The organism is Agarivorans sp. QJM3NY_30 (assembly GCF_050870855.2).
Lineage (GTDB): Bacteria > Pseudomonadota > Gammaproteobacteria > Enterobacterales > Celerinatantimonadaceae > Agarivorans.
This window is the reverse complement of sequence record NZ_CP194038.2, coordinates 4115930-4142828: the sequence shown is the minus strand read 5'-3', so window position 1 is coordinate 4142828 and position 26899 is coordinate 4115930. Positions and strand designations below refer to the sequence as shown.

The window sequence follows — 26899 nt, the reverse complement described above, 5'->3', positions numbered from 1 at the left end:
ATGCAAAATCAGGCTGTATCGGCCACTCTCAAAGTCAGTTTATTAGCGGCGCTAGAACAAGAAATGGCACCCGTTTCTATAGAGTGGTTACAAGCTTTAGTGACGCCAGAACAGGCACCCCAATTCACTGCGACCTTGGCACACTTATTAGAAGAAGGCCTATTAGTCACTACTCGGATCGGCGCTTATACCTTGCCAGAGCGTTTGGGCTTGGTTACTGGCACGGTGATTGGTCACCGTGACGGCTTTGGTTTTTTGAATACGACTCAAGAAGGGCCGGATCTATTTTTGTCGGCCAAAGAAATGCGTAAGGTTTTTCATAATGACTTTGTGCTGGCCGCTCCATCCAGTATCGATAAGCGTGGTCGTCGCGAAGGACAAGTCATCAAGCTGCTTAAGCTGCGTAAGCTTAAACTGGTGGGGCGCTATTTTGTTGAAGGCAACCACCGTTACGTGGTACCGGAAGATCCTCGGATTAATCAAGATATTTTAATTGGTAAAAATGATACTGCCGGGGCGCGTCAAGGCCAAGTAGTGGTGATTGAAGTGTTGAGTCGTCCCTCGGCTCCGAAGCTTGCTGTTGGTAAAGTCATTGATATTCTTGGTGACAAAATGGCGCCGGGGATGGAAGTTCAGGTAGCGCTGCGCAATCACGATATACCACACGAGTGGCCTAAATCGGTGATTAAGGCGGTGAATAAGCTTGAAGAAGAAGTTGATGAAGCGGCTAAACAAAATCGGGTTGATTTACGTAAGTTACCATTGGTTACCATCGATGGGGAGGATGCTCGCGATTTCGATGATGCTGTTTATTGTGAAGCGAAAAAATCTGGCGGCTGGCGTTTATGGGTGGCGATAGCCGATGTATCCTATTATGTTCGCCCCGACGCAGCCTTAGATAAAGAAGCTCTCAATCGCGGGAATTCGGTCTATTTCCCCGATCAGGTGATCCCGATGCTGCCGGAGCTGTTATCTAATGGCTTGTGCTCGTTAAACCCCCAGGTGGATCGTTTGTGCATGGTGGCAGAAATGACTATTTCGGCGGCAGGGCGCTTATCGGGCTATAAGTTTTATCAGGCGCTGATGCACTCCCATGCTCGATTCACCTATAACAAGGTGGCCGCTATTCTCGATGGTGATGAAGCCTTAAGTGCACGTTATGTCCAGCAAGTCCCTCATTTACAAGAGCTACACCGTTTATATAGCGCATTAAAAATCAGCCGAGCTGAGCGCGGCGGTATCGAGTTAGAAACTCAAGAAACCCGCTTCATTTTTAATGCACAGCGTAAAATTGAACAAATTGTGCCGCTGACGCGTAACGATGCGCACAAGATAATCGAAGAATGTATGATTCAGGCAAATGTGGCGGCGGCTAAATTTGTCGAGAAACATCAACAGCCGATTTTGTATCGAGTGCACGATCGTCCTGGAAAAGAGCGACTGACCAATTTCAAAGGTTTTCTTAATGAGTTAGGACTATCACTGGCGGGTGGGGAAGAGCCTCAACCTAAAGACTACTTCAAGTTGGTCGCCGAGATCCAACAGCGGCCCGATCTCGAGCTGATCCAAACCATGTTATTACGCTCGATGATGCAAGCGGTATATCAGCCCGATAATATTGGTCATTTTGGTCTAGCTCTGAAGTCTTATGCCCACTTTACCTCGCCAATTCGTCGTTACCCTGACTTATTATTACACCGAGTGATTAAATATTTGGTGGATAAACAGGCTGCTGAAGCGGCTGGTCAAACTTTAACAAATAAGTGGACGAGCAGTGGTGGCTATTGTTACCAAGTCGATGAGATGGACAAGTTTGGAGAAAACTGTTCGATGACCGAGCGCCGTGCCGATGATGCGACGCGTGAAGTCTCTGATAGTTTAAAGTGCGAATATATGCTTGACCATGTCGGTACAGTATTGCCTGCAACGATTGCTGCGGTCACTGGTTTCGGCTTTTTTGCTCGGCTTGACGAGTTTCATATTGACGGTTTAGTGCATATCAACTCTTTACGTGGTGACTATTATCATTATGATGCAGCTCGCCAATTGTTAGTTGGTGAAAAAACGGGCAAGCGCTTCCGTATTGGTGACTCGCTGATAGTGAAGGTTGCTTCGGTGAATATGGCTGATCGCAAGATGGAATTTATCTTGGTCAATAAAGATGGTCTAGCCGACGAATTTGAGCGCCCCACACGTGCAGGTAAAGATGGGGGGCGTGGTAAGCGCTTTGTTAAAACCGGTGAGCAAGACGAAACGAGTAAGCGTGCAGGAAAAGGTAAAAAGCCGCGGCATCGCGACCTTAAAAACAAAGGGAAACGACGTCAGCCCAGCGCGAGCAGTACGCAAGATAGCAGTGCGGAGAATAAAGGTGGCTTTAGCCCTTGGCAGCAACGGGATCCGGCAGCAAAAAAAGCCAAGCCAAGTCCTGAGTCTCAGGCGAAGCCGCGTAAAAAGCCGAAGAAAAAACGCAAGCAACGCCCTGGAAAACAAGAGCGCACAGCCGCTAAACAACAGAAGAACAGATCATGAGCCAACAAGTAATTTATGGCCTGCACGCGGTGCAAGCATTATTAGAACGCAGTCCCGAGCGCATTATTGAAGTTTTTGCCTTAAAAGGTCGCCAAGATGAACGCTTACTTCCTTTACTGAACGAGCTACGTCGTTTGGGCGCGTCGGTGCAATTTATGCCACGTAAGGCTTTGGACGATAAAGCCGAAAGCACTCAGCACCAAGGTATTGTGGCACGAGTGAAAGCCAGTCGCGGATATAATGAGCACGATCTTAAATCATTGGTTGAATCATCGACGGCACCATTATTTTTAATCTTAGATGGTGTCACGGACCCGCATAACTTAGGCGCTTGTTTACGTAACGCCGATGCCGCGGGAGTTGTGGGGGTGATTGTGCCGAAAGATAACTCGGTGCAGTTAAATGCGACGGTACGTAAAGTCGCCAGTGGTGCTGCCGAAACCGTGCCATTAGTCGTGGTTACTAATCTCGCTAGAACCTTGCGTGAGTTACAACAGCTAGGAGTGTGGGTTGTGGGAACGGCGGGTGAAGCTGAGCAATTTATTTACGATACCAAATTGCAAGGGCCAATGGCGATAGTGATGGGCGCAGAAGGGAGTGGTATGCGCCGCTTAACTCGGGAAACCTGTGATGAACTCGTGAAACTGCCGATGTTAGGCGCAGTATCCAGTTTGAATGTATCGGTTGCTGCAGGTATTTGTTTGTTTGAAGCGGTTCGCCAGCGCCGTTAGGCCTGAATTCGCTCTTTTATAAAAGCTGATTAAAAGCCACCGCATAGTTAATCTTACGGTGGCTTTAATTTAGCTTGATTAAATTCTCGCCTTCACATAGAATCAGCGCCCCTAAAACAGTCATTTTATTTTTAGTTCCTTGCCTCTTCGGTTTGACTGTACCATGAACGAGGCTATAACCCGTAGGGAGCAATCATGCGTCATTACGAAATCGTATTCATGGTCCACCCAGACCAGAGCGAACAAGTTCCAGGTATGATCGAACGTTATTCTGCTGTTATTAATGATAACGGCGGAAACATCCATCGCTTGGAAGATTGGGGCCGCCGTCAATTGGCTTACCCAATCGAGAAGCTGCATAAAGCACACTATGTTCTTTTGAACATTGAAGCCAGCGCAGAAGTTATTGATGAATTGGAAACTGCTTTCCGTTTCAACGATGCTGTTATCCGCAACATGATCATGCGCACTAAAGCTGCTGTGACAGAAATGTCTGCAATTGCTAAAGCTAGAGATGAGCGTCCAGCTCGTCGTGATGATGAGCGTCCAGCTCGTCGTGAAGAAGCTGCAGTAACTGAAGAAGCTCCAGCAGTTGAAGCTAACGAAGAGTCAGCTAGCGAAGAATAAGACGAATGTCTGAAAATAGGTTGGTTTTGCAGGGGCGGGTAATTCGCGCACCAAAACGCTCTACCAGTCCAGCCGGTGTTGCTCATTGCCAATTTTGGTTAGAGCATCGTTCGCAGCAGCAAGAAGCTGGATTTTCTCGTCAGGCCTATTGCCAAATAGCAGTAGTCGCAAGTGGCGATATTTTGAAGCAAGATTCATCGCATATAAGTATGGGGTGTGAGGTAAAAGTAAGTGGCTTTTTAAATAGCCACAAAGCGGCCAACGGTAGTTACCGATTGGTACTTCATGCTTCTGAAATTGATTTGTTATCACGAGGATAATGTTATGGCACGTTTTTTCCGTCGTCGTAAATTCTGCCGCTTTTCAGCGGAAGGTGTTGTAGAGATTGATTATAAAGATACTACAACATTGAAAAACTACATCACTGAAAGTGGTAAAATTGTACCGAGTCGTATTACTGGTACAAGCGCTAAATACCAACGTCAACTTGCACGTGCTATTAAGCGTGCTCGTTACCTGGCTCTATTGCCATACACTGATTTACATAAGTAAATCTTTGGCATTAGCCTAACTCAACCGAGATTATTCGAGGAAAGGTAATGGAAATTATTTTATTAGACAAAATCGCTAACTTAGGCGGTTTGGGTGATCAAGTTAATGTGAAAGCAGGTTACGCACGTAACTTCTTGATCCCTCAAGGTAAAGCTGTACCAGCTACTAAATCAAACGTTGAAGTTTTTGAAACTCGTCGTGCTGAATTAGAAGCTAAACTGGCTGAAACTTTAAAAGTAGCCGAAGCTCGTGCTGAGAAAATAAATGCTCTAGAAGCTATTGTTATCTCTGCAAAATCGGGTGACGAAGGTAAACTATTTGGTTCTATCGGGACTCGTGATATCGCTGACGCAATTACTGCGGCTGGGGTTGAAGTAACGAAATCAGAAGTACGTTTATCTAACGGTGTATTGCGCAACACAGGTGAATTTGACATTGTTGTTCAAGTTCACGGTGAAGTCAGTGCAACGATTGCTTTACAAGTTGTCGCTGCAGAATAAAATTCTCAGCCACGACTATTAAAAACCGCGCCTCGGCGCGGTTTTTGTGTTTTTAGACTATGATTTTATTAAGTTTTGAAAGATTGTAGGGATTACTCCGGTTATCTTAATTAGTGAGTTTAACTCGAGTTGCTTGTGAACTGCTTAGCGATGATTTGGCTGGGTCCATCGTGCTGCAGCTCAGGGCTGAAGTCTAGATAAAGCGATGTGATTATCGCGCTATTTAACACAATAACAGGGAGAGTGAGCGTGCGGTTAATGATGCTGGTGGTAGCTATTTTTATAAGTTCAGTGAGTTTTGCGAATTCGAATTGGTCGGACATTGAGCAGCAGGCCAAAGGACAAACCGTTTACTTTAATGCCTGGGCGGGAGCCGATAACATTAATGCTTATATTCGCTGGGCTGGTGAGCAAGTGAAACAGCGTTATCAGATTAACTTGGTGCATGTGAAAGTTAACGACACCGCCAATGTGGTAAGTCGAATTTTAGCTGAAAAAAGCAGTGGCCGAATTGATGGTGGCAGTGTTGATTTAGTCTGGGTGAATGGCGAGAACTTTCGCAGTTTAAAACAGGCGCAACTGTTGTATGGGCCTTTTAGTCAACGCTTACCCAATCTGGCGTTAACCGATCAAAGTAGTCCAGCACTTAAATTTGATTTTACCCTACCAGTTGAGGGCTATGAGTCCCCATGGGGCGGTGCCCAACTTACCTTTTACTACGACGCTGAGCGGCTTAATCAGGCACCCGATTCTGCACTAGCTTTATTAAGCTATTTACAGGTGCATCCTGGTTTATTCAGTTATCCCGCACCACCTAGCTTTTATGGGACGACCTTCATTAAGCAAATACTGTTAGAAACAATTGAGGATCCTCAGCGGCTTTATCATCCGGTTGACAAGCAAACATTTAGTGCGCTCACCGCCCCGCTTTGGGCCTATTTAGACCAATTACACCCTTTATTGTGGCGGGGGGGGCAGAGCTTTCCGAGCGGTAGTGGTCAAATGCAACAGTTATTGAATGATGGTGAATTAACCATCGCTTTTAGTTTTAATCCTAATGATGCTGCCGCAGCAGTTAAACAAGGATTGCTGCCGAATACAGTAGAAAGTTATGTTCATAAAAATGGAACTTTGGGAAATACTCACTTTTTGGCGATTCCTTTCAATAGTGATGCGTCCGCTGCGGCGATGGTGGTGGCGAATTTCTTATTGTCACCAGAGGCGCAAGCGCGTAAAGCCGATTTGGCTTATTGGGGAGATCCTAGCGTATTGTCTTTGAATAAATTGACCAAGCCGCAGCGCGCGTTGTTTGCCAAGGCTCAATCAAGCCCGGCTAGTTTAAGTTCTGCCGATCGAGCTAAAGTACTTGCAGAGCCGCATGCAAGCTGGGTTGCGTTATTAGAAGCAGAGTGGTTACGTCGTTATTCTAGATGAGAAGTGGATGGGGGAAGTTTAGCGCGATATTTCCTATATTGACGGGGGGACTATTGTTAGTGCCCTTGTTATTTGGTTTTATCGAGACCGTGTTGCCAGCTTTCGATTATTTTCCGATTGCTGGAAAAAACCAAGCGAACCTTTCTCAGTGGCAGGCACTATTTTCTCAGCCTTCTCTATGGGCTTCGATTGGTTTGTCGTTACTGACAGGTTGGGTGGCAAGTCTCTTGTCGCTGTTTACCGCATTATGGTTGGCGATGCACTGTTATGGGAGTTCTTGGTGGCGTTTTTTGGAGCGCAGTCTCGCGCCATTTTTAGCCATTCCTCATGCGGCTTTAGCCATTGCGCTATTATTCTTATTGGCGCCTAGCGGTTGGTTGATGCGCCTTGTTTCCCCTTGGTTGACTGGCTTTGCTTATCCACCGATGTGGCAAAGCACTCAAGATAGCTGGGGAATCAGCTTAATTTTGGCTCTGTGGGCGAAAGAGTTACCTTTTTTACTGTTTGTGTTAATGGCGAGTTGCTCGCAAATTGCGGTGCAACGTAGTCTCGCCTTAGGCCAAAGTTATGGTTATTCGACCGTTCAGCTATGGCGAAGCATATTAATCCCCCAACTACTGCCTCGCTTGAGGTTAGCGTTTTTTACGGTACTCGCATTTTCTTTAACCGTGGTTGATGTAGCACAAATCATTGGTCCGAGTAGACCGACTACTTTTGCGATGCAGATATGGCAATGGCTTAGCGATAGCGATATTGAACGCCGATTGATGGGAACCTCCGGAGCCTTATTGTTACTCGGCTTGGTTATTTTAAGTTTGGCCTTAGCGTTAGTATTGGAGAAATTATATCTGCGGTGTAATTTGCGCTTGAGTATGCAAGGACGCCGCAGAGCGGCTTCGAATGTGAAGCCTGCTCGGGCCTTATTGCTATTTCTGGTGCTGCTATTACTGAGTTGCTTGCTGTTGTTAAGTATTTGGTCTTTTACTTGGCGCTGGCGCTTCCCTGACAGCCTGCCTGCACAATGGAGCGCACATTACTGGCTGCAAGCGGGGAGCTATTTATCTCAGCCGTTGCTGAATAGTCTGATCATCGCGTTGAGTTCGGCTAGCATCAGTTTGTTGTTAGTGGTGGGTTGCTTAGAATATCAAATGCGACAGCTCAAATATTCTAAGTGGTGGTCGGTGCTCATGTATTTGCCACTGCTATTACCGCAAGTGGTATTCTTATTTGGGGTTCAGGTGCAGTTGTTCAAATACCGTTTAGACGGCACGATGCTTGCGGTAGTATGGGCGCATTTACTATTTGTTTTACCTTACGTTTATTTAACTTTGGCTGATAATTATCGTCGCTTTGATGTTCGCTTTATGCAAGCAGCAGTGAGCTTGTCACATAGTTATTGGCGTAGTTTTTGGCGGGTTAAATTGGCGATGCTGAGTAAGCCTTTAGGCCTTGCTTTTGCCGTTGGTTTTGCAGTGAGCATCGCGCAGTATCTACCCACCTTATTTGTTGGAGGAGGACGGGTGCCAACTCTCACGACCGAAGCGGTAGCGCTGGCTTCTGGAGGCGACCGGAGGGTGACGGCAGTGATGGTCATTTGGCAGAGCTTATTACCTTTATTAGTTTATGTTGCGGTGATTTCTTGGCCTAAATGGCGTTATCGTCACTATCGAGGAATGCAGAACTGATGTTGTTAATCGATGATTTTAATTTGTATTTGGCGAAACAGGTGCTGTTAAGTGGTTTTCACTTAAGGGTGGAGCGGGGAGAAATTGTCACCCTCATGGGCCCTAGTGGCTGTGGTAAATCGAGCTTGTTGGCGGCTATAGCAGGTACGCTGGATGGTAATTTTACTTGTAGTGGAACTATTCAGTTGGCCAATCGGGAGATTAGTAAGCTCCCGCAAGCACAGCGCCGAGTTGGAATGCTATTTCAAGATGACCTCCTGTTTCCGCATTTTAATGTGGCGCAGAATCTGCAATTTGCTTTAGCTCAACGGGAGCAAGCTTCGGCGTCATCTATCATTGCGCAGGCGCTGGTTGATGCTGGCATGGCGGGTTATCAGCAGCGAGATGTTGCCAGTCTCTCTGGAGGGCAACGCGCACGGATCAGTGTGTTAAGAAGTTTACTGGCACAGCCGCAACTATTATTACTTGATGAGCCCTTTAGTAAATTAGATACGCCACTTCGCCAGCAGTTTCGTCAGTTTGTGAAAGATAAAATAGAAGCGCTAAATATTCCCGCGATTGTGGTGACTCATGATGTAGAAGATTGCTTGCAAGCGTCGGCACTCCAAATTTTTTGAGCTTGGTTCACGGCTTGTTAGGCTTAAGCTGTTGCTATTTCAGATTATTTGCTAAGCTCAATTTAGCTGGGGTTAAGCTTGTGGAGAGCGTCTGGCATGTCCTGGTTTCATCAATAACAATAATGAGGAACATAATGAATAAATTGATATTTTCAATGGCGCTGATACTCTCATTTGTCGTATCAACAGCCAATGCCGCCCCAGCTAAGGCCATGATTTGTGCGGCTTGTCATGGCGCGGATGGTAAAGCTGTTATTCCGGGGTATCCTAATTTGGCGGGGCAAAACGAGCAGTATCTGATCTCTTCGCTAAACGCCTATAAGGCGAAACAGCGTAATGGAGGGCAAGCTGCGATTATGCAAGCCCAAGCAGCTTTGCTAAATGATGCAGAGATCGCTGAATTAGCAGCCTATTTTTCAAAAATGTAAGTACAGCCCTTGCATCTCAAAGCCAGCCTTACGCTGGCTTTGTTGTTTCTCCACTTCCGATAAATGTTACTTGGTGTGATGCTGATATTGGCGCATAATAGTCGGCTGTAATAAACAACCACATTGATAGATTATGGCAGCCAGCGAGCTCTCTCGTAGATTTAAGAATACAGATAAAAAGCCGAAAGATTCACAACTTGACCAACTAAAAGCCCCTCCCCATTCGATTGAAGCAGAGCAGGCGGTGTTGGGGGGGTTAATGCTAGACAATAATGCTTGGGATAATGTGGCCGAGCAGGTGGTTGAGCAGGACTTTTATCAACGCGCCCATCAGCATATTTTTGCCGCAATGACTCGTTTGGCCGAAGCTGGCCAGCCCATCGATTTAGTGACCGTTTCTGAAGAGCTGGAACGTCAAGAGCATTTAGAGGATATTGGTGGATTTGCCTATTTAGGTGAAATTGCCAAGAATACGCCTAGTGCGGCTAACATTCGCGCCTATGCTGAAATTGTACGAGAACGGGCGGTGACCCGCGAGTTGATTGCGGTTGCCAACGAAATTGCCGATAGTTGCTACGAACCACAGGGCCGTAAGAGTAGTGACTTATTAGATTTTGCAGAAAGTAAAGTATTCAAAATTGCTGAATCGCGCGCCAATGCCAATGAAGGTCCCGTTGAAGTTAAAAGTTTGCTCGCAGATACTATCGATAGAATTGAAGAGTTATACAAAGCGCCCAATGATGGGGTGACAGGGGTCTCGACTGGTTTTGCCGATTTGGATAAAAAAACCAGTGGCTTACAAGGCTCTGATTTGATTATTGTGGCGGCCCGACCCTCCATGGGTAAAACCACTTTCGCGATGAACTTGTGTGAATATGCCGCGATGACCCAAGATAAGCCAGTGTTGATTTTTAGCTTAGAGATGCCCTCAGAACAAATTATGATGCGGATGTTGGCCTCATTGGGGCGGATCGATCAAACTAAAATCAGAACCGGTAGTTTAGACGATGATGATTGGGCTCGCTTGTCTTCGACAATGGGTTTAATGGCCGAAAAGTCGAAAATGTATGTGGATGACTCATCGGGTTTAACCCCGACTGAGGTCCGTTCTCGCGCTCGTCGGGTTGCCCGGGAGTCTGGTGGTTTGAGCATGATCATGATCGATTACCTACAATTGATGCAGGTGCCTGGCTTAAGTGAAAATAGGACTCTGGAAATTGCAGAGATTTCTCGCTCACTCAAGTCTCTCGCTAAAGAACTGAATGTGCCAGTGGTGGCCTTATCGCAGCTCAACCGTGGTTTGGAGCAGCGTGCCGATAAACGTCCGATCAACTCCGACTTACGTGAATCGGGTTCTATCGAGCAGGATGCGGACTTAATTATGTTTATCTATCGTGATGAGGTCTACCACGAAGACTCGGCAAATAAAGGCATGGCCGAAATTATTATCGGTAAACAACGGAATGGCCCAATTGGCCGAGTTCCTCTTACTTTCCAGGGACATTTTTCGCGCTTTGATAATTGGGCTGGGGAATTCTTTGATGATGAATAGGCTGTTATGAATATAGTAAAGGCCTTCGTGTCGCTCTCAGCGCTACAACATAACTTTTTGGTCTTAAAGCAGCGCGCGCCACACAGTAAAATTTTAGCGGTGATTAAAGCTAATGCTTATGGTCATGGCATGCTCGAGGTCGCTCAAGCTTTACGTGATTTGACCGATGGCTTTGCTGTGGCTCGAGCAGAAGAAGCTTTGACTTTACGTGCTGCGGGGATCGAGTCTAAAATTTTAGCTCTAGAGGGTTTTTTCGACGAAAAACAAGCGCAAGAGTTTGCTGAACAGAATATTTCTTGTGTTATTCATAGTGAACAACAACTGGCTGTACTCGAGCAGATTAGCTTGCCGCAAGCACTCGATTGTTGGTTAAAATTGGACACCGGAATGCATCGTTTAGGCTTTTTGCCTCAACAGTTTAAGCAACTGTTGCCGCGGATCCTAGCCTGCCCGAATATTTTGTCCGATTATAAATTAATCAGTCACTTAGCCTGTGCTGATGACTTAGAGCATCCTTTAACCCGCAGACAAATTCATAGTTTTAGCGAATTGTCTTCAGGACTAGATTGTGAACGTTCTATCGCTCATTCGGCGGGAATTTTGTTATGGCCACAAACCCATGCTGACTGGAACCGTCCTGGCATTGCGCTGTATGGTATTTCACCACAAGTTGATACCCAGGGGGCTGATTTTAACTTACAAGCTGTAATGACCTTGCAATCTCAATTGATCGCTGTACGTGAACAGCCGAAAGGTGAAAGTGTTGGTTATGGTGCGAATTGGTATGCCGAGCAGAACACTCAGTTGGGGGTTGTGGCTATGGGCTATGGGGATGGTTATCCACGTTGTGCGCCAAATGGCACGCCTGTGTGGGTAAATGGTCGTGTGGTTCCTGTGGTTGGTCGGGTATCGATGGACATGTTATGTGTTGATTTGGGGCCTGAAGCCTGCGATCAAGTCGGTGATAAAGTGGTGTTATGGGGAGCGGAACTACCGGTAGAAACTGTTGCGGCAGCCGTGGGTTCCAGTGCATATGAATTAGTGACCAAACTGAGCTCTCGAGTTCAACTCAGTTATGTTAGATAGTATTTACAAGTCATGTTTTTTAGACTATTAGTTGAATGCTGCTCTATTGAGCTCTTATTTAAAAAAATAGTCCAATCGAATTAATTTATTAGATAAATTCGTTTATTTTAGTAAATTAGTGCATTATTTGTAGCGAATATTAGTAACGTATTTAACAAGGAATAATGAAATGAGTGTTTTAGTTGGTCGTCCTGCTCCAGATTTTACTGCTGCTGCCGTGTTAGGTAATGGTGAGATCGTTGATAGCTTTACTTTAAGTGAGCATATCAAAGGCAAAGCTGCAGTTGTATTCTTCTACCCACTAGATTTTACTTTTGTTTGTCCTTCTGAACTTATTGCTTTCGATCATCGTTTTAAAGACTTCCAAGCAAAAGGTGTTGAGGTGATCGGTGTTTCTATCGATTCTCAATTTTCTCATAACGCTTGGCGTAACACTGCAATTGAAGATGGTGGTATTGGTGCGGTTCAATATCCATTGATTGCCGATGTGAAACACGAGATCTGTAAAGCCTATGACGTGGAACATCCTGAAGCGGGTGTCGCTTTCCGTGGTTCTTTCTTAATTGATACCGCGGGTGTAGTTCGTCACCAAGTAGTGAATGATTTACCGCTTGGCCGTAATATCGATGAAATGCTACGTATGGTTGATGCACTAAACTTCCATGAAGAGCATGGTGAAGTTTGTCCTGCACAATGGGAACAGGGTAAAGAGGCAATGGATGCGAGCCCAGAGGGTGTTGCTAAGTATTTGTCAGCGAACGCCGAAGGTTTGTAAATCTAAAATTTATTCGAGAACAAAAAGCCCACTCTTTAGTGGGCTTTTTTTATTCGCTTAGGCTGGTTTACTAAGTGTTTTCAAAGCATATCTCGATGGTGGCTGAGCCATAAACAGAAGTGAATGGGATGAGTACTTTAGGGCCTTCAGTTTTATGGGTAATGGTATGGGAGGGACCGGATACAACGACAGGGGTCGCCATATTAAAATCGTAACCTTTATCGGCTAACAAGCGTTTCGCGCCACCGGTGACCATATTGGTAATTTCGCCAACCATATCGGTCACTTCTTCGTTGATAGAATCCGGAGCTTCGCCTAACATGCGGCGCATGATCTCAATCGCAAGATCTTTCTCGAAACTAATCGATAACGAACCTTTGGTTTGTTGGCCAACCATGCCGATGAGTCCCGAGACATCACCACGTGCAATCTCATCCTTCTTCAACCCCGGTTTTCCGGGTTTTAGCTCCAACTGAGCCATCGTTTCTAGGACATTAAGAAGAGAACTGAGAAAAGGATTTACAAAATTTACGTCCATAAGGGCTAATGCGCTCCTGTTACTGGTGGTCTTAGTTTGCTGATAAAGAGCATCGCTAAGCCACGAATCAATATTTGAGTAGTTTTAATAAGAATCGCATGAGATCAGAAGCGCTGCAACTTTAACTCAAAACTTTACGAGTCTTCTCACCATTATAGATGAAAACTAGCTATTTTTAGTGAAAAATCAAGCGAATTAAGTTGGCTATAGGGTGAGAAAAAGTTTGTTTGAGAGATGTTTATGATCAGTGAAACGATGCGTAACAGAGTCAAACATTACCAAGTTAGTTCAGAGGGGGGTATAATCGTCCGATTGTTGTCAGTCGGGGGCTCCAAACCTGACCGCCTACTTTTAGATGCTAGGGAATAACTTAGTGTCGTTGTTTTAATTATTTTTTAATATGTTGAGCCCATGACCCAAGTTTACTTATACCCCGCACATCGCTTTTCTGTTGCCCCCATGCTTGATTGGTGCGATTGAGTGGTAAAATTATATTTATTTCAATGGTTTAGGTGGTTGAGTTTGTGGTTGGGGGTTAACATGGGGGTCAAAAAGCATTTTTTTTAAAATAATTTTATTTTAAGTTGTTGTTTTTGCACGTTTTTATTTATTCTTGCATATTGTGATATATTTTACCATCGCTTCTACAAATTTTAACCAATATCGGTTCAATAGATTCTTTGGGGTCATCTGGGGTCAACCCGTTTTTCAAGCAAAAAAAAGCTGAACCTGCCGAAGCAGGAACAACTTTCCTTCCCAGAATTATCATCCAATTTGAAAGCTTTTCCATAAGCTTCTCTCCTCTTCAATTCTTCTGTCGATAAATTCGACTAAATCGCTCAATGCTACGACATACGGAGACTTTTGTGTATCACCAACCCTGAAGCAAGGAAAAGGCAAAGAATGCGTTTTAGCCCTGTTCAAAGCGGTTCTACGTGCAAGATTCAAGTATGGTTCAGCAAGTTCTTCAACTGGGATTAAAGCCCTGTAGTTAAACTGCTGAAGTAGAATCATGTGAGTTAGCGTTGGTTCATCACTTTTTTTCATTTTAATTGCCCCTTTGTTGTTGGGGCGCAAGCTCTTTCGAGCAGCGCAAAACTCCTTTTTTGCACAAAAGAAATAATACTAAACGAATGATAAACTAGCAATATTCGATTTTGTTTTAAAAAATACACCGAAAAACATCTTAATCTAGGCGTTAAATGTTCTTTAAGGGCGAATCTAAAACAAGGTTTTTCTTGATTATTTAACAGACTATTCCTGATTATTTAACAGATTTATGATCTTTTTCCTAGTTGTTCAATTTCCTTCTTTATAGTTAGATACATTAAGAGATACTTTAAATTTAGATGAGGTAATATTCTCAAATATTACGAAAAATAAATTTCAAGATGTAAGATTTTATTAAAAAGATTTTGGGCGTTGCCCGATACGCAACAAGTTGCTTTTTCTGGTTGTTTAGAACTTTATACTTATGTTCAATTGCGAAGTGTGAAGAAGGTATAGATCCTTTATCAGAACCGAAAATCTCTGATTTTCTTTGCGAAGCGGCCTTTAAAATAAGATGTAAAAAAAGCCATGAAACAATTTATTTATGTATCATGACTTGATTTATATTATTTCTGATGTAAAACATTTACATAACAGAAAAAGAAAAAGCCAATTTGGACGATTGACTTTTAAGAAGTATCTTAATAACAAAAAAAGATACTATTATTTAAAACATCTAAAACGATTCTTGTCAATACAGTAAGTAATTATTTTTCTTTTAAAGTTTATAAAAACACTAAAAACAAAGGAAAAAAATATGCTTACACAATTCAACTCATACACAAAAGGTTTCTCAAAAGAAACATTAATTCAAGTTACATCATTACTTTCAAGCGGTTTTATCGGTCATACCAAAGAAACAATGGGTAAACCTCTATCCAACGTTTTTAGAAGCGAAATTGTTGATCTTAATGGTTTAAAGATTGATCTAAAATCTGATGCGTTGATTTTTAGTGAATGTCTTAAAACACATCAACACGCAGCAATACGCCATGCTGATGATAAAGCTATAACGCTTGAATGTGGCTCAAAATCACCGATTCTAAGAGCTTGTAGCATAAAATCTAACGTTACTATCGCTGAAGTAAAGGGATTCGCTAAGAAGTTCTGTGAGAAACTTTCAGCGGACAAAGAAATTACAATCACTAAGTATAATTTCAGTAAGAAAAAAACACTAAGAACACACTCATTCTCTATCTTCTCAACACTAGAGTATAGCGACAAAGATAATACTCTAACGTTCAAATTTTCAGAAGAATTTATCGAATATATCAACGCTGAAGGAAAAGCATTAACGATTGTTCAGAATGATGATTTTCGTAAAGTTAAGTCTAATAAAACAGCAGGTGTATTGTTTTTACTTACGCAATCAATCTCGAACATAACAAGAGATAAATTCTTTAAACAAGAGTATCTTATTGAAGCATTAGCGATTAAAAAGAATGTAAATCAGGTGCTTATCAGTGCATTTGATAATCTTCAAAAGGCTGGAATGTTGCAATATGAAAAGCTCGTAAGTGCCGATTATTTCAATGGCCAATGGATAAAATACTCTCATTACTCATTCTCAAGCATCAAAAAAGCTATTGTAAATTTGTTTACTAAAGCAAAAGACTTAGGTAAAAAAATCACTATAACAATAAGCAGTAAAAAAATGAGTAAAAAAGAAGGTATGAAAATGCTTAAAGATTCAATGAAAGACATTGAACAAGGAAATTATCAAGGTTTGCAAGATCTTAAATTCGGTAGATCGCTAAGATTGTAAATTATTTTTCATTGTAAGTTAAGTGAAAATAAAAAGTGTAAATTTTACAGATATTGCATTGTTTTAATTTTAGTGATATATGAGGTATATAAGATATATAAGATATATAAGATATATAAGATATATAAGATATATAAGATATATAAGATATATAAGATATATAAGATATATAAGATATATAGGATGTATAAGACACATAAGGTATATAAGATATATAATCATTATAATATATTAATTGACATTTACATATAAATGAATTATTATTACCTTGGCATTTGTTTTATATTTAAGAGGTTCACACAGTAAAGGTATTTATGTTTTATGTGTAAAATATTTAAATCCAAGATTTGTGAAATTCAAATATTTTAAACAGAACATAAATTAAATTTAGGAGAAAAATTATGAAAAGAAAAACAAAATTACCATTAATCATTATAGCTGTAATTGGTTTGATTAGTGCAGCAGTAGGCACAGAATTAGCGATTGGCGTTGCAATGTTTTTTGCAGCAGCAGGGATTCTATCTCTTGCTTATGCAACATTGAAAAAAGTATTTTCATTTTTATTACCATCATAAATTAAAAAACTGATGGTATTTAAAAACCAGCTTTGTTATCTGGTTCAATTTTTTGCGCCTAAATTTTATTCTTACTCCTTTCTATCTAACCAAAAAAAACAACGCTTATAATACGTTGATTTTCTGTATTTTTCTCCTTAAAGCTACTTTAAACAAGACACTGGGAACTGTGTGTGAATCTTATATAATTCTTTACCCTTTTCTTCATCAATCTTGAAAACAGCTTCAAAAATTGGCTCTTTCTTCGATTTGTTGAGCTTCACAGGATTTTCAAAGATAGATACTCTTTTACCATCGATCTTAGTTCCGCCTGATCTTTTAAAGATACTAAAACTAAATTCATCATTACCTAGATCTTTAAGTTGATACATCTTGCCAGAACGACCAGATGGGTTATCGTTTTCACTGTAGAAACGATAAACACCATCAACATTCTCTAAATCATAAGTAGAAACTAACATTTCTTTTCCAAACCCCTTATTGAAATATACTCCAAAATTTAGATCTGGTTTAAAGTAAATAGATTTATACTTAAGTGTTTCTGAATTTACTTGTTTAAGATACTTACCGTTTATGTCGCTTGAACCTGTAAGAGCAAGGTTTGCTTTATAATCCTCAACACATTTTTCTGCGTATAAACTAAAATCTATGTCTTTGGCTTGAACAGTGCCAACCAAGGCACTAATCAAAGCGATTGTTATAACTTTTACTTTCATATTATTATTCTCCTATGTGTATATTTTTATCATATCTGGCCTAAGTTAAAATGCAAATTACACCCCTAAGAATCTCCTTGATTTCCTCATCATTGATTTTGGATCTTCACCCAAGTTTTTGTATTCAGATTTTTGTTTAGAGTTTATATGATTAAAAGTTATATATATTAAAGTTATAAATACAATTGCATACACAAATTGTAATATCACACGAATCCATAAGTATGTTACTGCTGTGAATATGTTGTCGTAACTATTAAGTATCCAAATATTATCTAATATTTCTTGCATTAAAGCTGCAAAGATTGAAGTTCCCATGATCGGTAAGATTATTGATGCTGAGATTGTGCTTGCATTAAAGTAAAGTTCATTCACTTCATCAGCTAGAGAAACAGTTTCAAATTTCGCATAGAATACAGCAAAGAACTTGATAAATACTCTAATTACCTTGCTTGCTAACATTGGAAACCACATTGCAAAAATTATTGAAAATAACGCAATTAAGATAATATATTCCATGAATGTTATGAAAATAAGAAGAACGCCAAGCGTTTCAATCATTGAAACTTTATCAATCGGTTTTCCTTCTTTTAGTAGTTTTTGTTTCATATAACTTGCAGAAACTTTTAAAATTGTTCCAGCAACAAAAGTTGTTGTTTTATGGTTCTGTAATGAAGTAATGACATTAGAATGAACAACATAATCATCACCTCTATAATAGCCATTCAGAATTTCTGGATTAGAAACCCATTCATAGTCTCTTAACATTTGAGACGCAAAGCTATTTGCATCATCAAAGAAGGGTTGTATTTGATAATTTAAGTATGTGAAGTAATCATCGACTGATTCTATATGATTGTAATGAGTAACATCATCACCAATATGAGAACCACTATCGAAATTAACCTTGTGAGGTGCGCTAGAAGTGATTTTTGATAAGCGATTGTTGATAGCAGAAGTGTAACCTTCATCTTTACTATCAACGGTCATTGTTAGAATAGCTTGGTCAAACAAAGAGGTTAGATACAACTCAGAATCAGCTTGTGTTTGATTCTCAATCATTATCTCAGATTCAAGTATTGCTGAATAATCTAGAATAAATTGTTCAACAATTTCAGAGAACAAAGAATCAAATTCTTCTAACGTAGGAGCTGAATCTGTATCAATATATAAAATTCCAAAATCATCATAATCACGACAAAAAGTTTTATACTCAGCTTGATCGAAGCCTTTAGCTTCTAGTTCTTTACATTTAACTTCATGAAATGTATTAGTTAAATCTGATATTTTGGTTGCATATTCATTTAGCAAAGTAGGAACTAACGCACTATCACCATGAAAATATTGAGAGCTGCAATCAATCAAATTACCATCGAAAAGATTAGAGCAATGAGCTACAGAAGCAGAACTTAACATTCGATTATCTAAATCAGAAATTGTTTTATGCTTGTTCATCTCTTCAAATTCAGATATACAATCGAGCAGAGGAACTGAGGTTTCAATTCGTTCTGGAACATAATCGTTTGGTCTATCAATAATAGGAATATCAACTATTATGTCGTTCTGACCAAAAGAACTCATAGCTTCAGTCTTATAGGAAATTGCACACATTTCTGTGTTAACCATTCCTCTTGCTACACCTAAGATTTTGCTTGCGATTACAGATTTGTTCGCATCAATTGCACGTTGTTTTTCTACTGTAGATTGTTCTTTAAGCTTATTGTGAACTTCCGAAGGCAGTAATATATTTTTCTGAATGACTTTATAACCATTACCTAAAACATCCTCACTCACATCAGTATTTACTATAGTCGTAAAAAATAGCAAAGCTAAAACAACTCTCACAATCGTATCAATAAGTTTCTTTTGCTTCTTTTCTCTAATTTTGGGGTTTAGAGATTCATAAAGTTTGAAACCTAGAACGAAAGCAAGAATTGTAACGTTGAAATACATTAAAAAATCGTTGGCTTCTTTTAGATCATTAGGAAGTTCATCAAGAACTTGCAAATTCAAATCATTTTGTTCAGTCTTTTTATCTAGTTCAGTTTCTATACATTCTTGTGCATCTTCAACGATTGATTGAATGTTTGTATCAGAAGAATAGTTACAGCTTCCGATTCTAGCTGCTTCTTCATATCCATATGATGTTGATATGCTAAAGATTAATGTAAGTATTATAATAATTCTGTTCATGTAGTATTCCTTTGTTATATTCAGAATTACCACACGTTCATAATATTTCAATTTAGATATAATTTAAGGTAAAAAAAAGACCGTAAATACAGTCTTTTTAATTTCAATCACTATGTAAAAGTTTTAATCATTTTTACCATTTTTCGGATTGTTTTTATTTATATCATTTAATAAATCATCTATGTCTTTCTTGTCTTTGTCAGACCTAACTCGAAAAGATATTTCTTGTTTCAACTCAGGAGATTTCATATCATCCATAGATTCTTTAGATTCTTTAGATTCTTTAGTAGATTTCTCTTTGGCTTTAATAGGAGTATCTGATTCATTGCTAACTTTAGTATTTACAGATTTATGTTGATCAACGCTACTTTTCATTGCTGATTTTTTCTTCTCTAAATTCTTCTGCCCCATATTTTTCATAGATTTTGACGGTGCATTCGCAATTTTTCCGATATGGTCTTTCAAGTCATGTGCCAAGTAACCACCTACAGCCGCAGTCATAGCATCAGAAGATTCTCTACTTGTTGGTGCATCAGTTTCAAAGATTTTATGAACGTAGTCTTTAGTATCAGATAAAACAGATAGTATAAATTTAAGACAGAAATAAATCATTGCTATCGCTAATGCTATTATGATTGCAATTTGAACAAATATGTTAGTTTCAACATCAAAGTATTTTATGAATAAATCATAAATCACGCCACCGTATGACGATGTAAGAAAGTGAAAAAACAGAGCTGTTAACAACAACATAAGAACTATGTTTATACTAAATGATTTTACTAACTTCACAGCAGGGTCGAAGTTCATCAGTTTATCTAACGCATCTTCTTCATCATAGTTTGAAAGAAATACGATAGTGTTTTTAACCATCAAGAAAATTACTAATGGAATGAAAACAGCAAAGAAAACTAGCCCAAGTAATGGAAAGATGAAAGTTGTAAATAAATCACCGATTGACGGAAGTAACAAACTTACTTTTAAACCTGCCGTGATTACACCAGTAAGAACTAGAGAGGGAGTTACGATTGTATTATCAATTGCATCTGCACCATACATGATTGCACATAGTGCCTGACCAAAAACACCTGCTCGACTCATTTTCATACCACTACCAACATCAACAGAAGTTAAATCACATAGTTCTGCTCCTGCCGTTGCTCCAACCTTAAATGCTGTAAGGTAAAGAGTTGCTTGTAAAAACTGCTCTTTAAGTGCTGAAACTATCTGAATCGCATTTGCAACGCACTTCGTTCCTGTTTGATCATATACAGGGCATATAGGTTTAAGCATTTCAGACATGTTACCTTTTGCTTCTAACTTACGTTCAAGTTCTAACTCATCTAATGCATAAGCTGTATCTTTGAAATATTCACTTAAGTCAAAATGTTTTAATCCTCTTGAAGTTATAATAGTTCCAAGATCTAGATTTCCTTCATCATCATGAAGCTGCGAATATGTGTAAAATTTTTCAAAGTTGAAATACACTTGCGGTTGATTTGTGTCTTTATAAAGTTCACCAAGATCGTTAGAAGTAAATTCAGCGTAAAAACTATCAGAAACCGTATTGAACGACTGCATCAGCTTTTGCTTCAAGTCTGTAAAAACCAAATGTGTATCAACAGAAGATTGAAATGATGTATCTAATGTATTTAAGAAATCGACAAGTAAATCATCATTTAACTCAGGCTTATCAAGAATCAATTTAGTGCTTGCGTTGTCCATTGCAGTTAACCACAACATCACAGCTCTGTTTCTTTGTTCAATTTCTTTTTCTAAAGATTTGAGGTCAGCAGGATTTGCACCAGCAACTAATTTATCACCAACGAATTTATAGCAATGAGGTTCTGATACTCCTCCGAAAGTTCCTAGTGTGTGCAATGGTTCATCTTTGTAAGAGTTGTAAAGCGTTGCATAATCATCTCTATCTTTATAACGATTCCCAGATCCATTTTGACCATCAGTTCTAATACATTCTTTTTCTAGAGCCATACGTGATGTCTCATTTACAAATTCAAACAAATAGTAGTATCCGATCTCGTATTTATCATCAATGTAATCAATCTCAGAACCGTTGTTAGGTTTGTATCCTGCCAAAGTTGCGTTTTTGAATTGTTGAGCCGCAACCGCTGATAAAGTGATTTGGTCGATTGAAGACATATCATCAATTGAGAAATTAAAAATATCACCCATACGCATTGTATGACTTGCTTCAAGCGTTTCGTAACTAGAAGTTTTTTGTGGATCACTATTATTCTCATCAGCATCAGCATCCTTGATTGCTGTAAGTGCAAGTTGCAACTCTGATTCAACCAACTGAACATTTTCAGAAGCTTTTTCTGAAACTTTTTCTAATAGTAAATTTGCTTCACCAGCTTGTTTGTCGAATGCAGCTTTCATCTCTTGAGTTACATTTAAATCAGTTGCCATGTCAGGTTCGATTAAACCTTCAAGAAACCTTGTGATTGCTGTGGAAGTTTTAGAATGATTGTTTGCTATAGTTTCTTCCCAACCATAATGTTTAGAGCAATTCCATTCGGATGTATTGCCACCGCTATACATTTCAGCGGTAACAGGAATATAAGAAAAACTTAAATTCATTACATGAATCTTTACCTCTGAATTTGTCTCAGCTCTATCTAACTTCTCACAATGTTTTCTGTAATCGTTATACTCTTCAAAAGTCGGATGTTTTGTATTTGACTCATCACCCATAATTGTTGCATCAAGAGTCATACGAGTTCCAAACCATTTTTTTCTTAAGTGCTGTTTAGTAACTTCATTTCTAACTGAAGTCATTTGAACTGACGCATACAGAAGAGCGTTGTTTTGATTCAATGCAGGAGCAATATCTTCAAAGTTGGCATCACGGACAGCTTCAAAATCACCAAAGGCTGCATTCTCTAAACTAACAAAACTCATCCATCCATTTAGCCAAGCAAAAATGAATACGAGTATATCTGCAAACTTAAAAATCAAGACAGTTAGCAAACCACCAAAGACAGCATAGATTCCACCTTTAGATGTTTCTTTTTGCTTAATCGAAGTGATAGCAGGGATAGTGAAAAAGGTTGCAACGATTGCACCAAAGATTACAGCACACCACTGTATGAAAGTTTGATTGTGATTCTCTTCTGGCATCGCATCTTCAATTTCCTGATACCTATGCGTTCGATTTTTTATGAAGCCATCAATGAACCTAACATTGTCTTTGTCTGCAAAAGCTTCAATAGTTGCAATATACTTTGTTGCATCTATAACTTCAGAACATGGCATGAATGAATCGTAATTATCTAAATCACTTTTAAAGAAACCGTTCTGTATCTTCAGGGTAAATTGAGAAGCAGGTATACAATCTTGTATCTCCCCAGAATCAGCGTTAGCGTTTGTTGCTAATGTAATTAGCGACATAAATATAATTATTAAATGTTTCAAAATAATATCTCCTTGTTAATATACTAAATAAAACATAGGCAGGGATATTTACAAGAAACGCAAAACGTGAATTAAATATTTTACTTTAAATAACGCAAAAGATAGATTTCATACTCTGAAATATTTTTGTGCTAAATGATGCTTTTTTCTATAACCATTAAGATCAGGAAAAACACAAAATAAAAAGATAGAGTTATAAACCTCAGATTTCTCGAAATCTGAATAACTCCGAGGATTGCATATAAAAGATTTTTAGGAAATAAATGCAAGACAACACTTTTCTACTCTATAAAATACAGAGAGTAGCTTCGCCCCTCTATATTTTATTTTCGTTCCAAGTGAATTAAAGTAATAACAAACATCCTTCAAAATTACTTCGTTATTTTCCCTATATGTTTACTATTATTTACTCCCTTCGGTCGGTGTTTGGTTCTTTTTCTATCTTTTTCTATATGCATTATTTGATCTTTTTCTGAATTGTGATTATTTAGATATTAGGGAATTAAAACAAATCATATTGAAAAAATAGGAGATAAAAATATGAAGAAATTTAGCGCAGTAAAAACTCTAGAGAAAGTGTTTAAAGCAAAAAGCATCAAACCAGTTCAGACATTCAAAAGAACAAGATATGACGAGATGAAAGAACAGCTTTCAATGCTTACAGGGATGATTGATTCTCAACCAGAAGATAAGAAACAACGTCTAACTACCATGATTGATTCGTTGATAAAGAACGACTTCAACGAGTTCAACAAAGCTCTTTCTGATGTTAAAGGGACCCAGGGAATTTCAACATCATCTAGCTTGTATAATCACTTCTTTTCTAAGTGCGAAGAGCTAGTAAAAGCAGATGAAGAACTGATTGGAAACAGCAGCAAGGAAGCAGAAAAAAACGAATCTGTAGAAATTGACAAGCTACTTCAAACGCTCAAGTTCAAGATTAGAAGCTTACTGGATTGCTTACTTATTATAGAGATATTTTCAAAGCGTATGAGTGAAGCAGACAAGCAAAAACTGTTAGATTACATAAAGGCTTTTTCAACAAAATCTGTTGATAAAGAACAGGTGTAACCTATGGCTAAATCAAAACACAAGCCATTTAACTACTCATCAAATCCGCACGAAGAAACGTTATATAACGACTTGGTGAAAGAGTTAGGTTACAAAAAACGAACTACTTTTTTCAAAGATGTTCTTCACGATAAGCCTATCATTCTGACTTCTACGGAAGTCGGTGATTACGCAAATCAAGAGCCTAAATTCAAACCTAATGCTGTGCAGATTGAACAATTCGATAGTTTTTTCAAGAGCAATTATAAAGCTTCAAAAGGTGATGATATTGATCTTGATAGTTATAGTAAAATTACTCATTTAACGAAGCTTTTGAATGAGATGGGAGCAACACATCATCAGTTTGGTGATGTGTGTTTAAAGCTACTAACTAAGATATTAGTTAAGTTTGATTTTGAGGTTGGTGCGCCTAAAATCATACCATTACCACACGATAATGAACTGAAGAAATCAATACATCTCAGGCTTAAATCTGCCAAAGAAAAACAAGGTAAACGAACTCAACAAAAAGTGGTAATTGGTGATTTAACGTCTGTTGACGAACAAGTAAATTCACACCCATTAAACCAAGAACAGATTGATGTGAGTCCGATCATTCAAGCACTTTTAGATTCTATAGGAGCGATAGAAACAGTTAAGAATGGGAATGGAAACTCTGAGTTTCTTGATGCTAAAACGAAGCAAATAGAAAAGATGATTAAGACCCTATCAAAACCAAAAACGTTCTATTTCAATCACGATTTGGTTTTCGACAAGCTGAAAAACATCAACATTTATAGTTACTCTCACGAACCTGAAAAGCTAGATTTAATCACTCAGTTCACATCAAATATGAGCGACTTAAACAGCAGCATTAAAGATTGTCATTTGAAATTTAATGACGAAAAAGCAACGAAAAAAGATAAAGTTCAAGCGGTGTATGACCTTAGAAAAAAAGTTAAATCTGTTACTCTTAATCAAGTGGAACTGCTTCTGTAAGAGCAGTCGATAACATCAGTTTTAGTTTTAGAAAAAGCTCATTATCGGAATCTTCCGTTGAAAAGTTAAACCTGTCATTGGTTGCTGTGTTAAACCTCTTCAAATAGTAATCTAAGAGTGGATCATACTTCTCTCCATGAACCCAAGAGTAGAACTTTCCTAGTTCATAACTTAGCTCTTTCCTTAATGCTGATTCAGGAGAAATGAGGTGTCCATTATCAAGATCTTCAATGTTAGCTTGTTGAAGATTTTTTTTGATTTCTTCAATCAACGGGAGAAGTGAATTTTTGTAAGATGACTCGATAACTTTCAATTCTGGATCATCAATGCTTGCTTCAAAGATGATAATTAAGTCACCAATCACACCGTTATAATAATCATTATCTAGCCTTGCTTTTGATTCATTTCTCAAGATGTAGAGCATTTCAAGTGGGTCTGATTGAGTGGCAATAGGTTTTTTAGATAACCCTATCTTAAATTCTTCAAAAAGCTGATTAATTTTAGATGATATAACGTCAAGGTAGTTATATCGTTTGATTAAGAATGCGCTCAATTCAGAGGCGTTAAGGTGCATTGGTAAATCAGCTTCACCAACTTTGTTACTGTATAGATGGACAGTTAATTCACCACTGTTCATATGACTATCAAAAGGCCAACTTGCAAACCGTCTACTGCCAGAGTTATTCAAGTTTACAGGATGAGCACCAAAGCAAGCCCTGATAGATTTGAAATAGGTATTATCATCTTCTTCATCAAAGAGCCGATCTGAAAAACATTCTCTATCACCAGAGAAAGGAAGTGTTTTAGGATTAATGAATACTCGATGGAGTTGAGTAATTGATTCAGAAACAAGGTCGATTGAAGAGATCAGCGAAAACATACGCATGACACGAACATCAATGTTGTCGTCTTTGTCTGGTAGGTTTTCTAAGTGCCTTACAGAAACAGTAAGCCAATCCATACATGAACAGATTAAGTTCCATAGATTTTTACCGTTTCGGTTCTGGTATTCTTGGCAGATGAAATGTGAGTTAGAGTTAACCAAGTCTCTAAAGTCCGAAATTTTATCATCGCTAATATCTATTTTCATTTATGAAGTATCAACCCTATGATTTATTGACCAATGTTATCACACCTGCCTTGAACAACACTGTTCGTATTACCTTGAAGTGCAGTGATTCTTCTAGCTCTTTCACATTCCCATTTATCGACAGGATACATCTTGTCCCACGCATTCATGAGTTGTCGTTGCGATTTGCTCATGCTGTATCTATAGTAAGTTGAATCCATATATAAGTAGGTTCGAGCGATACGACCTCTTGCGCTTTCAGGTGGTTCTGCTTTGCGGTTTTCGATCTTCATTTCACAAGAACCAAAATCACTTTGTTCATCAGGTAGCATAGTAAAGTTGTAGTTGCTTCTTAAAGCGTTCACAGCGCCAATAGCAGGGTATAAGTTAAACATATCAGCTTGCATATAACGATATTCTTTATTCACCTTCTCAGCGCATTTACGACCTTTAAAACTCTTTCCTTTACTGTTTACGCATTGCTTATCACCTTCACGCCATTCAACGAATGTTCTACCGAAATTTTCAGCAGGAACAACGTGTTCCCATTCTATTTTTTTAGACCGTTTAACGTATTTATCTGTGTGAAATCCATCAGGAGGCGTAACCAGTTTTTTACTATCAAATTCAGCACCGCAGTATAAAGTAACTCTATGATCGGCATACACCTCCCGTTCAAGGGTATTCTTAGCTTTACTGAACGAATCAATAGTCTGGTTTGCAGCTAAAGACGATAAAGGGACAAGTAGCAGTAGAGTAAAGATGGAAGAGGTTGGTTTTTTCATATGATGAGTCCGTATCATATCGAATGTGTTTAAAATTTATATCGACTATAGCAGGAAAAGAATCATATTTTCTGATTGTATTATAATATTTTTAGATTTTGCTATTTACAAAGCTCAAAAATGATGTTCAATATAAATATAACATTATAAGCAGATGTTATATTTCTTTGTTAAGTGTAACCTTGTAAAAAACATCTCATAGTTGAGA

The 26899-nt window shown here is 39.1% G+C and carries 25 protein-coding genes; 17 read left to right on the top strand and 8 right to left on the bottom strand.

Annotation, left to right across the window (positions count from 1 at the left end; genetic code table 11):
- The 13 genes from rnr (at position 1) to ACRRSX_RS18615 (ending at position 12516) form a co-directional block, all read left to right on the top strand.
- Positions 1-2529 carry a ribonuclease R gene (rnr, locus tag ACRRSX_RS18675; RefSeq protein ID WP_432456079.1) on the top strand — a complete coding sequence of 843 codons (2529 nt, stop codon included), beginning with the start codon at positions 1-3 and terminating at the stop codon, positions 2527-2529.
- On the top strand, positions 2523-3260 hold the full coding sequence (gene rlmB, locus ACRRSX_RS18670; RefSeq protein WP_432456140.1) for a 23S rRNA (guanosine(2251)-2'-O)-methyltransferase RlmB: 738 nt from the start codon (positions 2523-2525) through the stop codon (positions 3258-3260). Before rnr ends, rlmB begins: the two co-directional genes overlap by 7 nt.
- Positions 3261-3455: 195 nt before the next feature.
- Positions 3456-3887 (top strand): 30S ribosomal protein S6, encoded by a 432-nt coding sequence (rpsF, locus tag ACRRSX_RS18665; RefSeq protein ID WP_432456080.1) that lies wholly within the window; start codon positions 3456-3458, stop codon positions 3885-3887.
- 5 nt (positions 3888-3892) lie between these two features.
- A complete protein-coding gene (gene priB, locus ACRRSX_RS18660) occupies positions 3893-4207 on the top strand; it encodes a primosomal replication protein N (protein WP_432456081.1) in 315 nt (104 codons plus the stop codon).
- Between the two features lie 4 nt (positions 4208-4211).
- Entirely contained in the window at positions 4212-4439 is a 228-nt protein-coding gene (gene rpsR, locus ACRRSX_RS18655; protein ID WP_137673721.1) for a 30S ribosomal protein S18, read from the top strand.
- A 47-nt stretch (positions 4440-4486) separates the two neighbouring features.
- Positions 4487-4939, top strand: a complete 453-nt coding sequence (rplI, locus tag ACRRSX_RS18650) for a 50S ribosomal protein L9 (RefSeq protein ID WP_432456082.1) — start codon at positions 4487-4489, stop codon at positions 4937-4939.
- Positions 4940-5197: 258 nt separating this feature from the next.
- Positions 5198-6373, top strand: coding sequence for an ABC transporter substrate-binding protein (locus tag ACRRSX_RS18645; RefSeq protein ID WP_432456141.1), 1176 nt, complete (start codon positions 5198-5200; stop codon positions 6371-6373).
- The gene (locus ACRRSX_RS18640) at positions 6370-8058 is read left to right on the top strand and encodes an ABC transporter permease (protein WP_432456083.1); all 1689 of its coding nucleotides are present in this window, start codon (positions 6370-6372) and stop codon (positions 8056-8058) included. The genes ACRRSX_RS18645 and ACRRSX_RS18640 overlap by 4 nt, the downstream gene beginning before the upstream one ends.
- Positions 8058-8675 carry an ATP-binding cassette domain-containing protein gene (locus ACRRSX_RS18635; RefSeq protein WP_432456084.1) on the top strand — a complete coding sequence of 206 codons (618 nt, stop codon included), beginning with the start codon at positions 8058-8060 and terminating at the stop codon, positions 8673-8675. Before ACRRSX_RS18640 ends, ACRRSX_RS18635 begins: the two co-directional genes overlap by 1 nt.
- Positions 8676-8809: 134 nt before the next feature.
- Positions 8810-9103, top strand: coding sequence for a c-type cytochrome (locus tag ACRRSX_RS18630; protein ID WP_432456085.1), 294 nt, complete (start codon positions 8810-8812; stop codon positions 9101-9103).
- 133 nt (positions 9104-9236) lie between these two features.
- Positions 9237-10655, top strand: coding sequence for a replicative DNA helicase (gene dnaB, locus ACRRSX_RS18625; protein ID WP_432456086.1), 1419 nt, complete (start codon positions 9237-9239; stop codon positions 10653-10655).
- A gap of 6 nt (positions 10656-10661) precedes the next feature.
- The gene (alr, locus tag ACRRSX_RS18620) at positions 10662-11741 is read left to right on the top strand and encodes an alanine racemase (RefSeq protein WP_432456087.1); all 1080 of its coding nucleotides are present in this window, start codon (positions 10662-10664) and stop codon (positions 11739-11741) included.
- Positions 11742-11910: 169 nt separating this feature from the next.
- Complete coding sequence (locus tag ACRRSX_RS18615) at positions 11911-12516, top strand: peroxiredoxin C (protein WP_432456088.1); 606 nt, start codon at positions 11911-11913, stop codon at positions 12514-12516.
- 70 nt (positions 12517-12586) lie between these two features.
- Here the strand turns inward: ACRRSX_RS18615 and ACRRSX_RS18610 are convergent, their stop codons facing one another.
- The 3 genes from ACRRSX_RS18610 to ACRRSX_RS18600 form a co-directional block, all read right to left on the bottom strand.
- Positions 12587-13054, bottom strand: a complete 468-nt coding sequence (locus tag ACRRSX_RS18610) for a chemotaxis protein CheX (RefSeq protein ID WP_432456089.1) — start codon at positions 13052-13054, stop codon at positions 12587-12589.
- A 607-nt stretch (positions 13055-13661) separates the two neighbouring features.
- Positions 13662-13844 (bottom strand): hypothetical protein, encoded by a 183-nt coding sequence (locus ACRRSX_RS18605; protein ID WP_432456090.1) that lies wholly within the window; start codon positions 13842-13844, stop codon positions 13662-13664.
- Complete coding sequence (locus ACRRSX_RS18600) at positions 13820-14101, bottom strand: pyocin activator PrtN family protein (RefSeq protein ID WP_244536396.1); 282 nt, start codon at positions 14099-14101, stop codon at positions 13820-13822. The genes ACRRSX_RS18605 and ACRRSX_RS18600 overlap by 25 nt, the downstream gene beginning before the upstream one ends.
- Before the next feature lie 760 nt (positions 14102-14861).
- Here ACRRSX_RS18600 and ACRRSX_RS18595 point away from each other — a divergent pair.
- Positions 14862-15869, top strand: coding sequence for a hypothetical protein (locus ACRRSX_RS18595; protein WP_432456091.1), 1008 nt, complete (start codon positions 14862-14864; stop codon positions 15867-15869).
- A gap of 401 nt (positions 15870-16270) precedes the next feature.
- The gene (locus ACRRSX_RS18590; RefSeq protein ID WP_432451718.1) at positions 16271-16444 is read left to right on the top strand and encodes a hypothetical protein; all 174 of its coding nucleotides are present in this window, start codon (positions 16271-16273) and stop codon (positions 16442-16444) included.
- A gap of 143 nt (positions 16445-16587) precedes the next feature.
- Here ACRRSX_RS18590 and ACRRSX_RS18585 read toward each other — a convergent pair whose 3' ends face one another.
- From ACRRSX_RS18585 to ACRRSX_RS18575, 3 genes are all read right to left on the bottom strand, one after another.
- Positions 16588-17160, bottom strand: coding sequence for a hypothetical protein (locus tag ACRRSX_RS18585; RefSeq protein WP_432451719.1), 573 nt, complete (start codon positions 17158-17160; stop codon positions 16588-16590).
- Between the two features lie 57 nt (positions 17161-17217).
- Complete coding sequence (locus tag ACRRSX_RS18580; protein ID WP_432451720.1) at positions 17218-19353, bottom strand: hypothetical protein; 2136 nt, start codon at positions 19351-19353, stop codon at positions 17218-17220.
- Positions 19354-19476: 123 nt separating this feature from the next.
- Complete coding sequence (locus tag ACRRSX_RS18575) at positions 19477-22788, bottom strand: hypothetical protein (RefSeq protein WP_432451721.1); 3312 nt, start codon at positions 22786-22788, stop codon at positions 19477-19479.
- A gap of 540 nt (positions 22789-23328) precedes the next feature.
- Here ACRRSX_RS18575 and ACRRSX_RS18570 point away from each other — a divergent pair.
- Complete coding sequence (locus tag ACRRSX_RS18570; RefSeq protein ID WP_432451722.1) at positions 23329-23859, top strand: hypothetical protein; 531 nt, start codon at positions 23329-23331, stop codon at positions 23857-23859.
- Positions 23860-23862: 3 nt separating this feature from the next.
- Positions 23863-24837: a hypothetical protein gene (locus ACRRSX_RS18565; RefSeq protein ID WP_432451723.1), complete on the top strand. Its 975-nt coding sequence runs from the start codon at positions 23863-23865 to the stop codon at positions 24835-24837.
- Here the strand turns inward: ACRRSX_RS18565 and ACRRSX_RS18560 are convergent.
- Together ACRRSX_RS18560 and ACRRSX_RS18555 are read right to left on the bottom strand one after the other, a co-directional pair.
- Complete coding sequence (locus ACRRSX_RS18560; protein WP_432451724.1) at positions 24812-25927, bottom strand: hypothetical protein; 1116 nt, start codon at positions 25925-25927, stop codon at positions 24812-24814. The two genes, ACRRSX_RS18565 and ACRRSX_RS18560, sit on opposite strands and share 26 nt — an antisense overlap.
- A gap of 23 nt (positions 25928-25950) precedes the next feature.
- Positions 25951-26691 carry an endonuclease gene (locus ACRRSX_RS18555; protein WP_432451725.1) on the bottom strand — a complete coding sequence of 247 codons (741 nt, stop codon included), beginning with the start codon at positions 26689-26691 and terminating at the stop codon, positions 25951-25953.
- Between the last annotated feature and the right edge of the window lie 208 nt (positions 26692-26899).

Coding starts and splice junctions, on each gene's coding strand:
- ACRRSX_RS18605 (WP_432456090.1), bottom strand. CDS start 13,844: ATGGAAAAGCTTTCAAATTGGATGATAATTCTGGGAAGGAAAGTTGTT.
- rnr (WP_432456079.1), top strand. CDS start 1: ATGCAAAATCAGGCTGTATCGGCCACTCTCAAAGTCAGTTTATTAGCG.
- ACRRSX_RS18610 (WP_432456089.1), bottom strand. CDS start 13,054: ATGGACGTAAATTTTGTAAATCCTTTTCTCAGTTCTCTTCTTAATGTC.
- ACRRSX_RS18640 (WP_432456083.1), top strand. CDS start 6,370: ATGAGAAGTGGATGGGGGAAGTTTAGCGCGATATTTCCTATATTGACG.
- ACRRSX_RS18590 (WP_432451718.1), top strand. CDS start 16,271: ATGAAAAGAAAAACAAAATTACCATTAATCATTATAGCTGTAATTGGT.
- dnaB (WP_432456086.1), top strand. CDS start 9,237: ATGGCAGCCAGCGAGCTCTCTCGTAGATTTAAGAATACAGATAAAAAG.
- ACRRSX_RS18580 (WP_432451720.1), bottom strand. CDS start 19,353: ATGAACAGAATTATTATAATACTTACATTAATCTTTAGCATATCAACA.
- alr (WP_432456087.1), top strand. CDS start 10,662: ATGAATATAGTAAAGGCCTTCGTGTCGCTCTCAGCGCTACAACATAAC.
- ACRRSX_RS18585 (WP_432451719.1), bottom strand. CDS start 17,160: ATGAAAGTAAAAGTTATAACAATCGCTTTGATTAGTGCCTTGGTTGGC.
- ACRRSX_RS18645 (WP_432456141.1), top strand. CDS start 5,198: ATGATGCTGGTGGTAGCTATTTTTATAAGTTCAGTGAGTTTTGCGAAT.
- ACRRSX_RS18630 (WP_432456085.1), top strand. CDS start 8,810: ATGAATAAATTGATATTTTCAATGGCGCTGATACTCTCATTTGTCGTA.
- ACRRSX_RS18600 (WP_244536396.1), bottom strand. CDS start 14,101: ATGAAAAAAAGTGATGAACCAACGCTAACTCACATGATTCTACTTCAG.
- ACRRSX_RS18555 (WP_432451725.1), bottom strand. CDS start 26,691: ATGAAAAAACCAACCTCTTCCATCTTTACTCTACTGCTACTTGTCCCT.
- ACRRSX_RS18565 (WP_432451723.1), top strand. CDS start 23,863: ATGGCTAAATCAAAACACAAGCCATTTAACTACTCATCAAATCCGCAC.
- ACRRSX_RS18570 (WP_432451722.1), top strand. CDS start 23,329: ATGAAGAAATTTAGCGCAGTAAAAACTCTAGAGAAAGTGTTTAAAGCA.
- ACRRSX_RS18615 (WP_432456088.1), top strand. CDS start 11,911: ATGAGTGTTTTAGTTGGTCGTCCTGCTCCAGATTTTACTGCTGCTGCC.
- ACRRSX_RS18595 (WP_432456091.1), top strand. CDS start 14,862: ATGCTTACACAATTCAACTCATACACAAAAGGTTTCTCAAAAGAAACA.
- rplI (WP_432456082.1), top strand. CDS start 4,487: ATGGAAATTATTTTATTAGACAAAATCGCTAACTTAGGCGGTTTGGGT.
- priB (WP_432456081.1), top strand. CDS start 3,893: ATGTCTGAAAATAGGTTGGTTTTGCAGGGGCGGGTAATTCGCGCACCA.
- rpsF (WP_432456080.1), top strand. CDS start 3,456: ATGCGTCATTACGAAATCGTATTCATGGTCCACCCAGACCAGAGCGAA.
- rpsR (WP_137673721.1), top strand. CDS start 4,212: ATGGCACGTTTTTTCCGTCGTCGTAAATTCTGCCGCTTTTCAGCGGAA.
- ACRRSX_RS18560 (WP_432451724.1), bottom strand. CDS start 25,927: ATGAAAATAGATATTAGCGATGATAAAATTTCGGACTTTAGAGACTTG.
- ACRRSX_RS18635 (WP_432456084.1), top strand. CDS start 8,058: ATGTTGTTAATCGATGATTTTAATTTGTATTTGGCGAAACAGGTGCTG.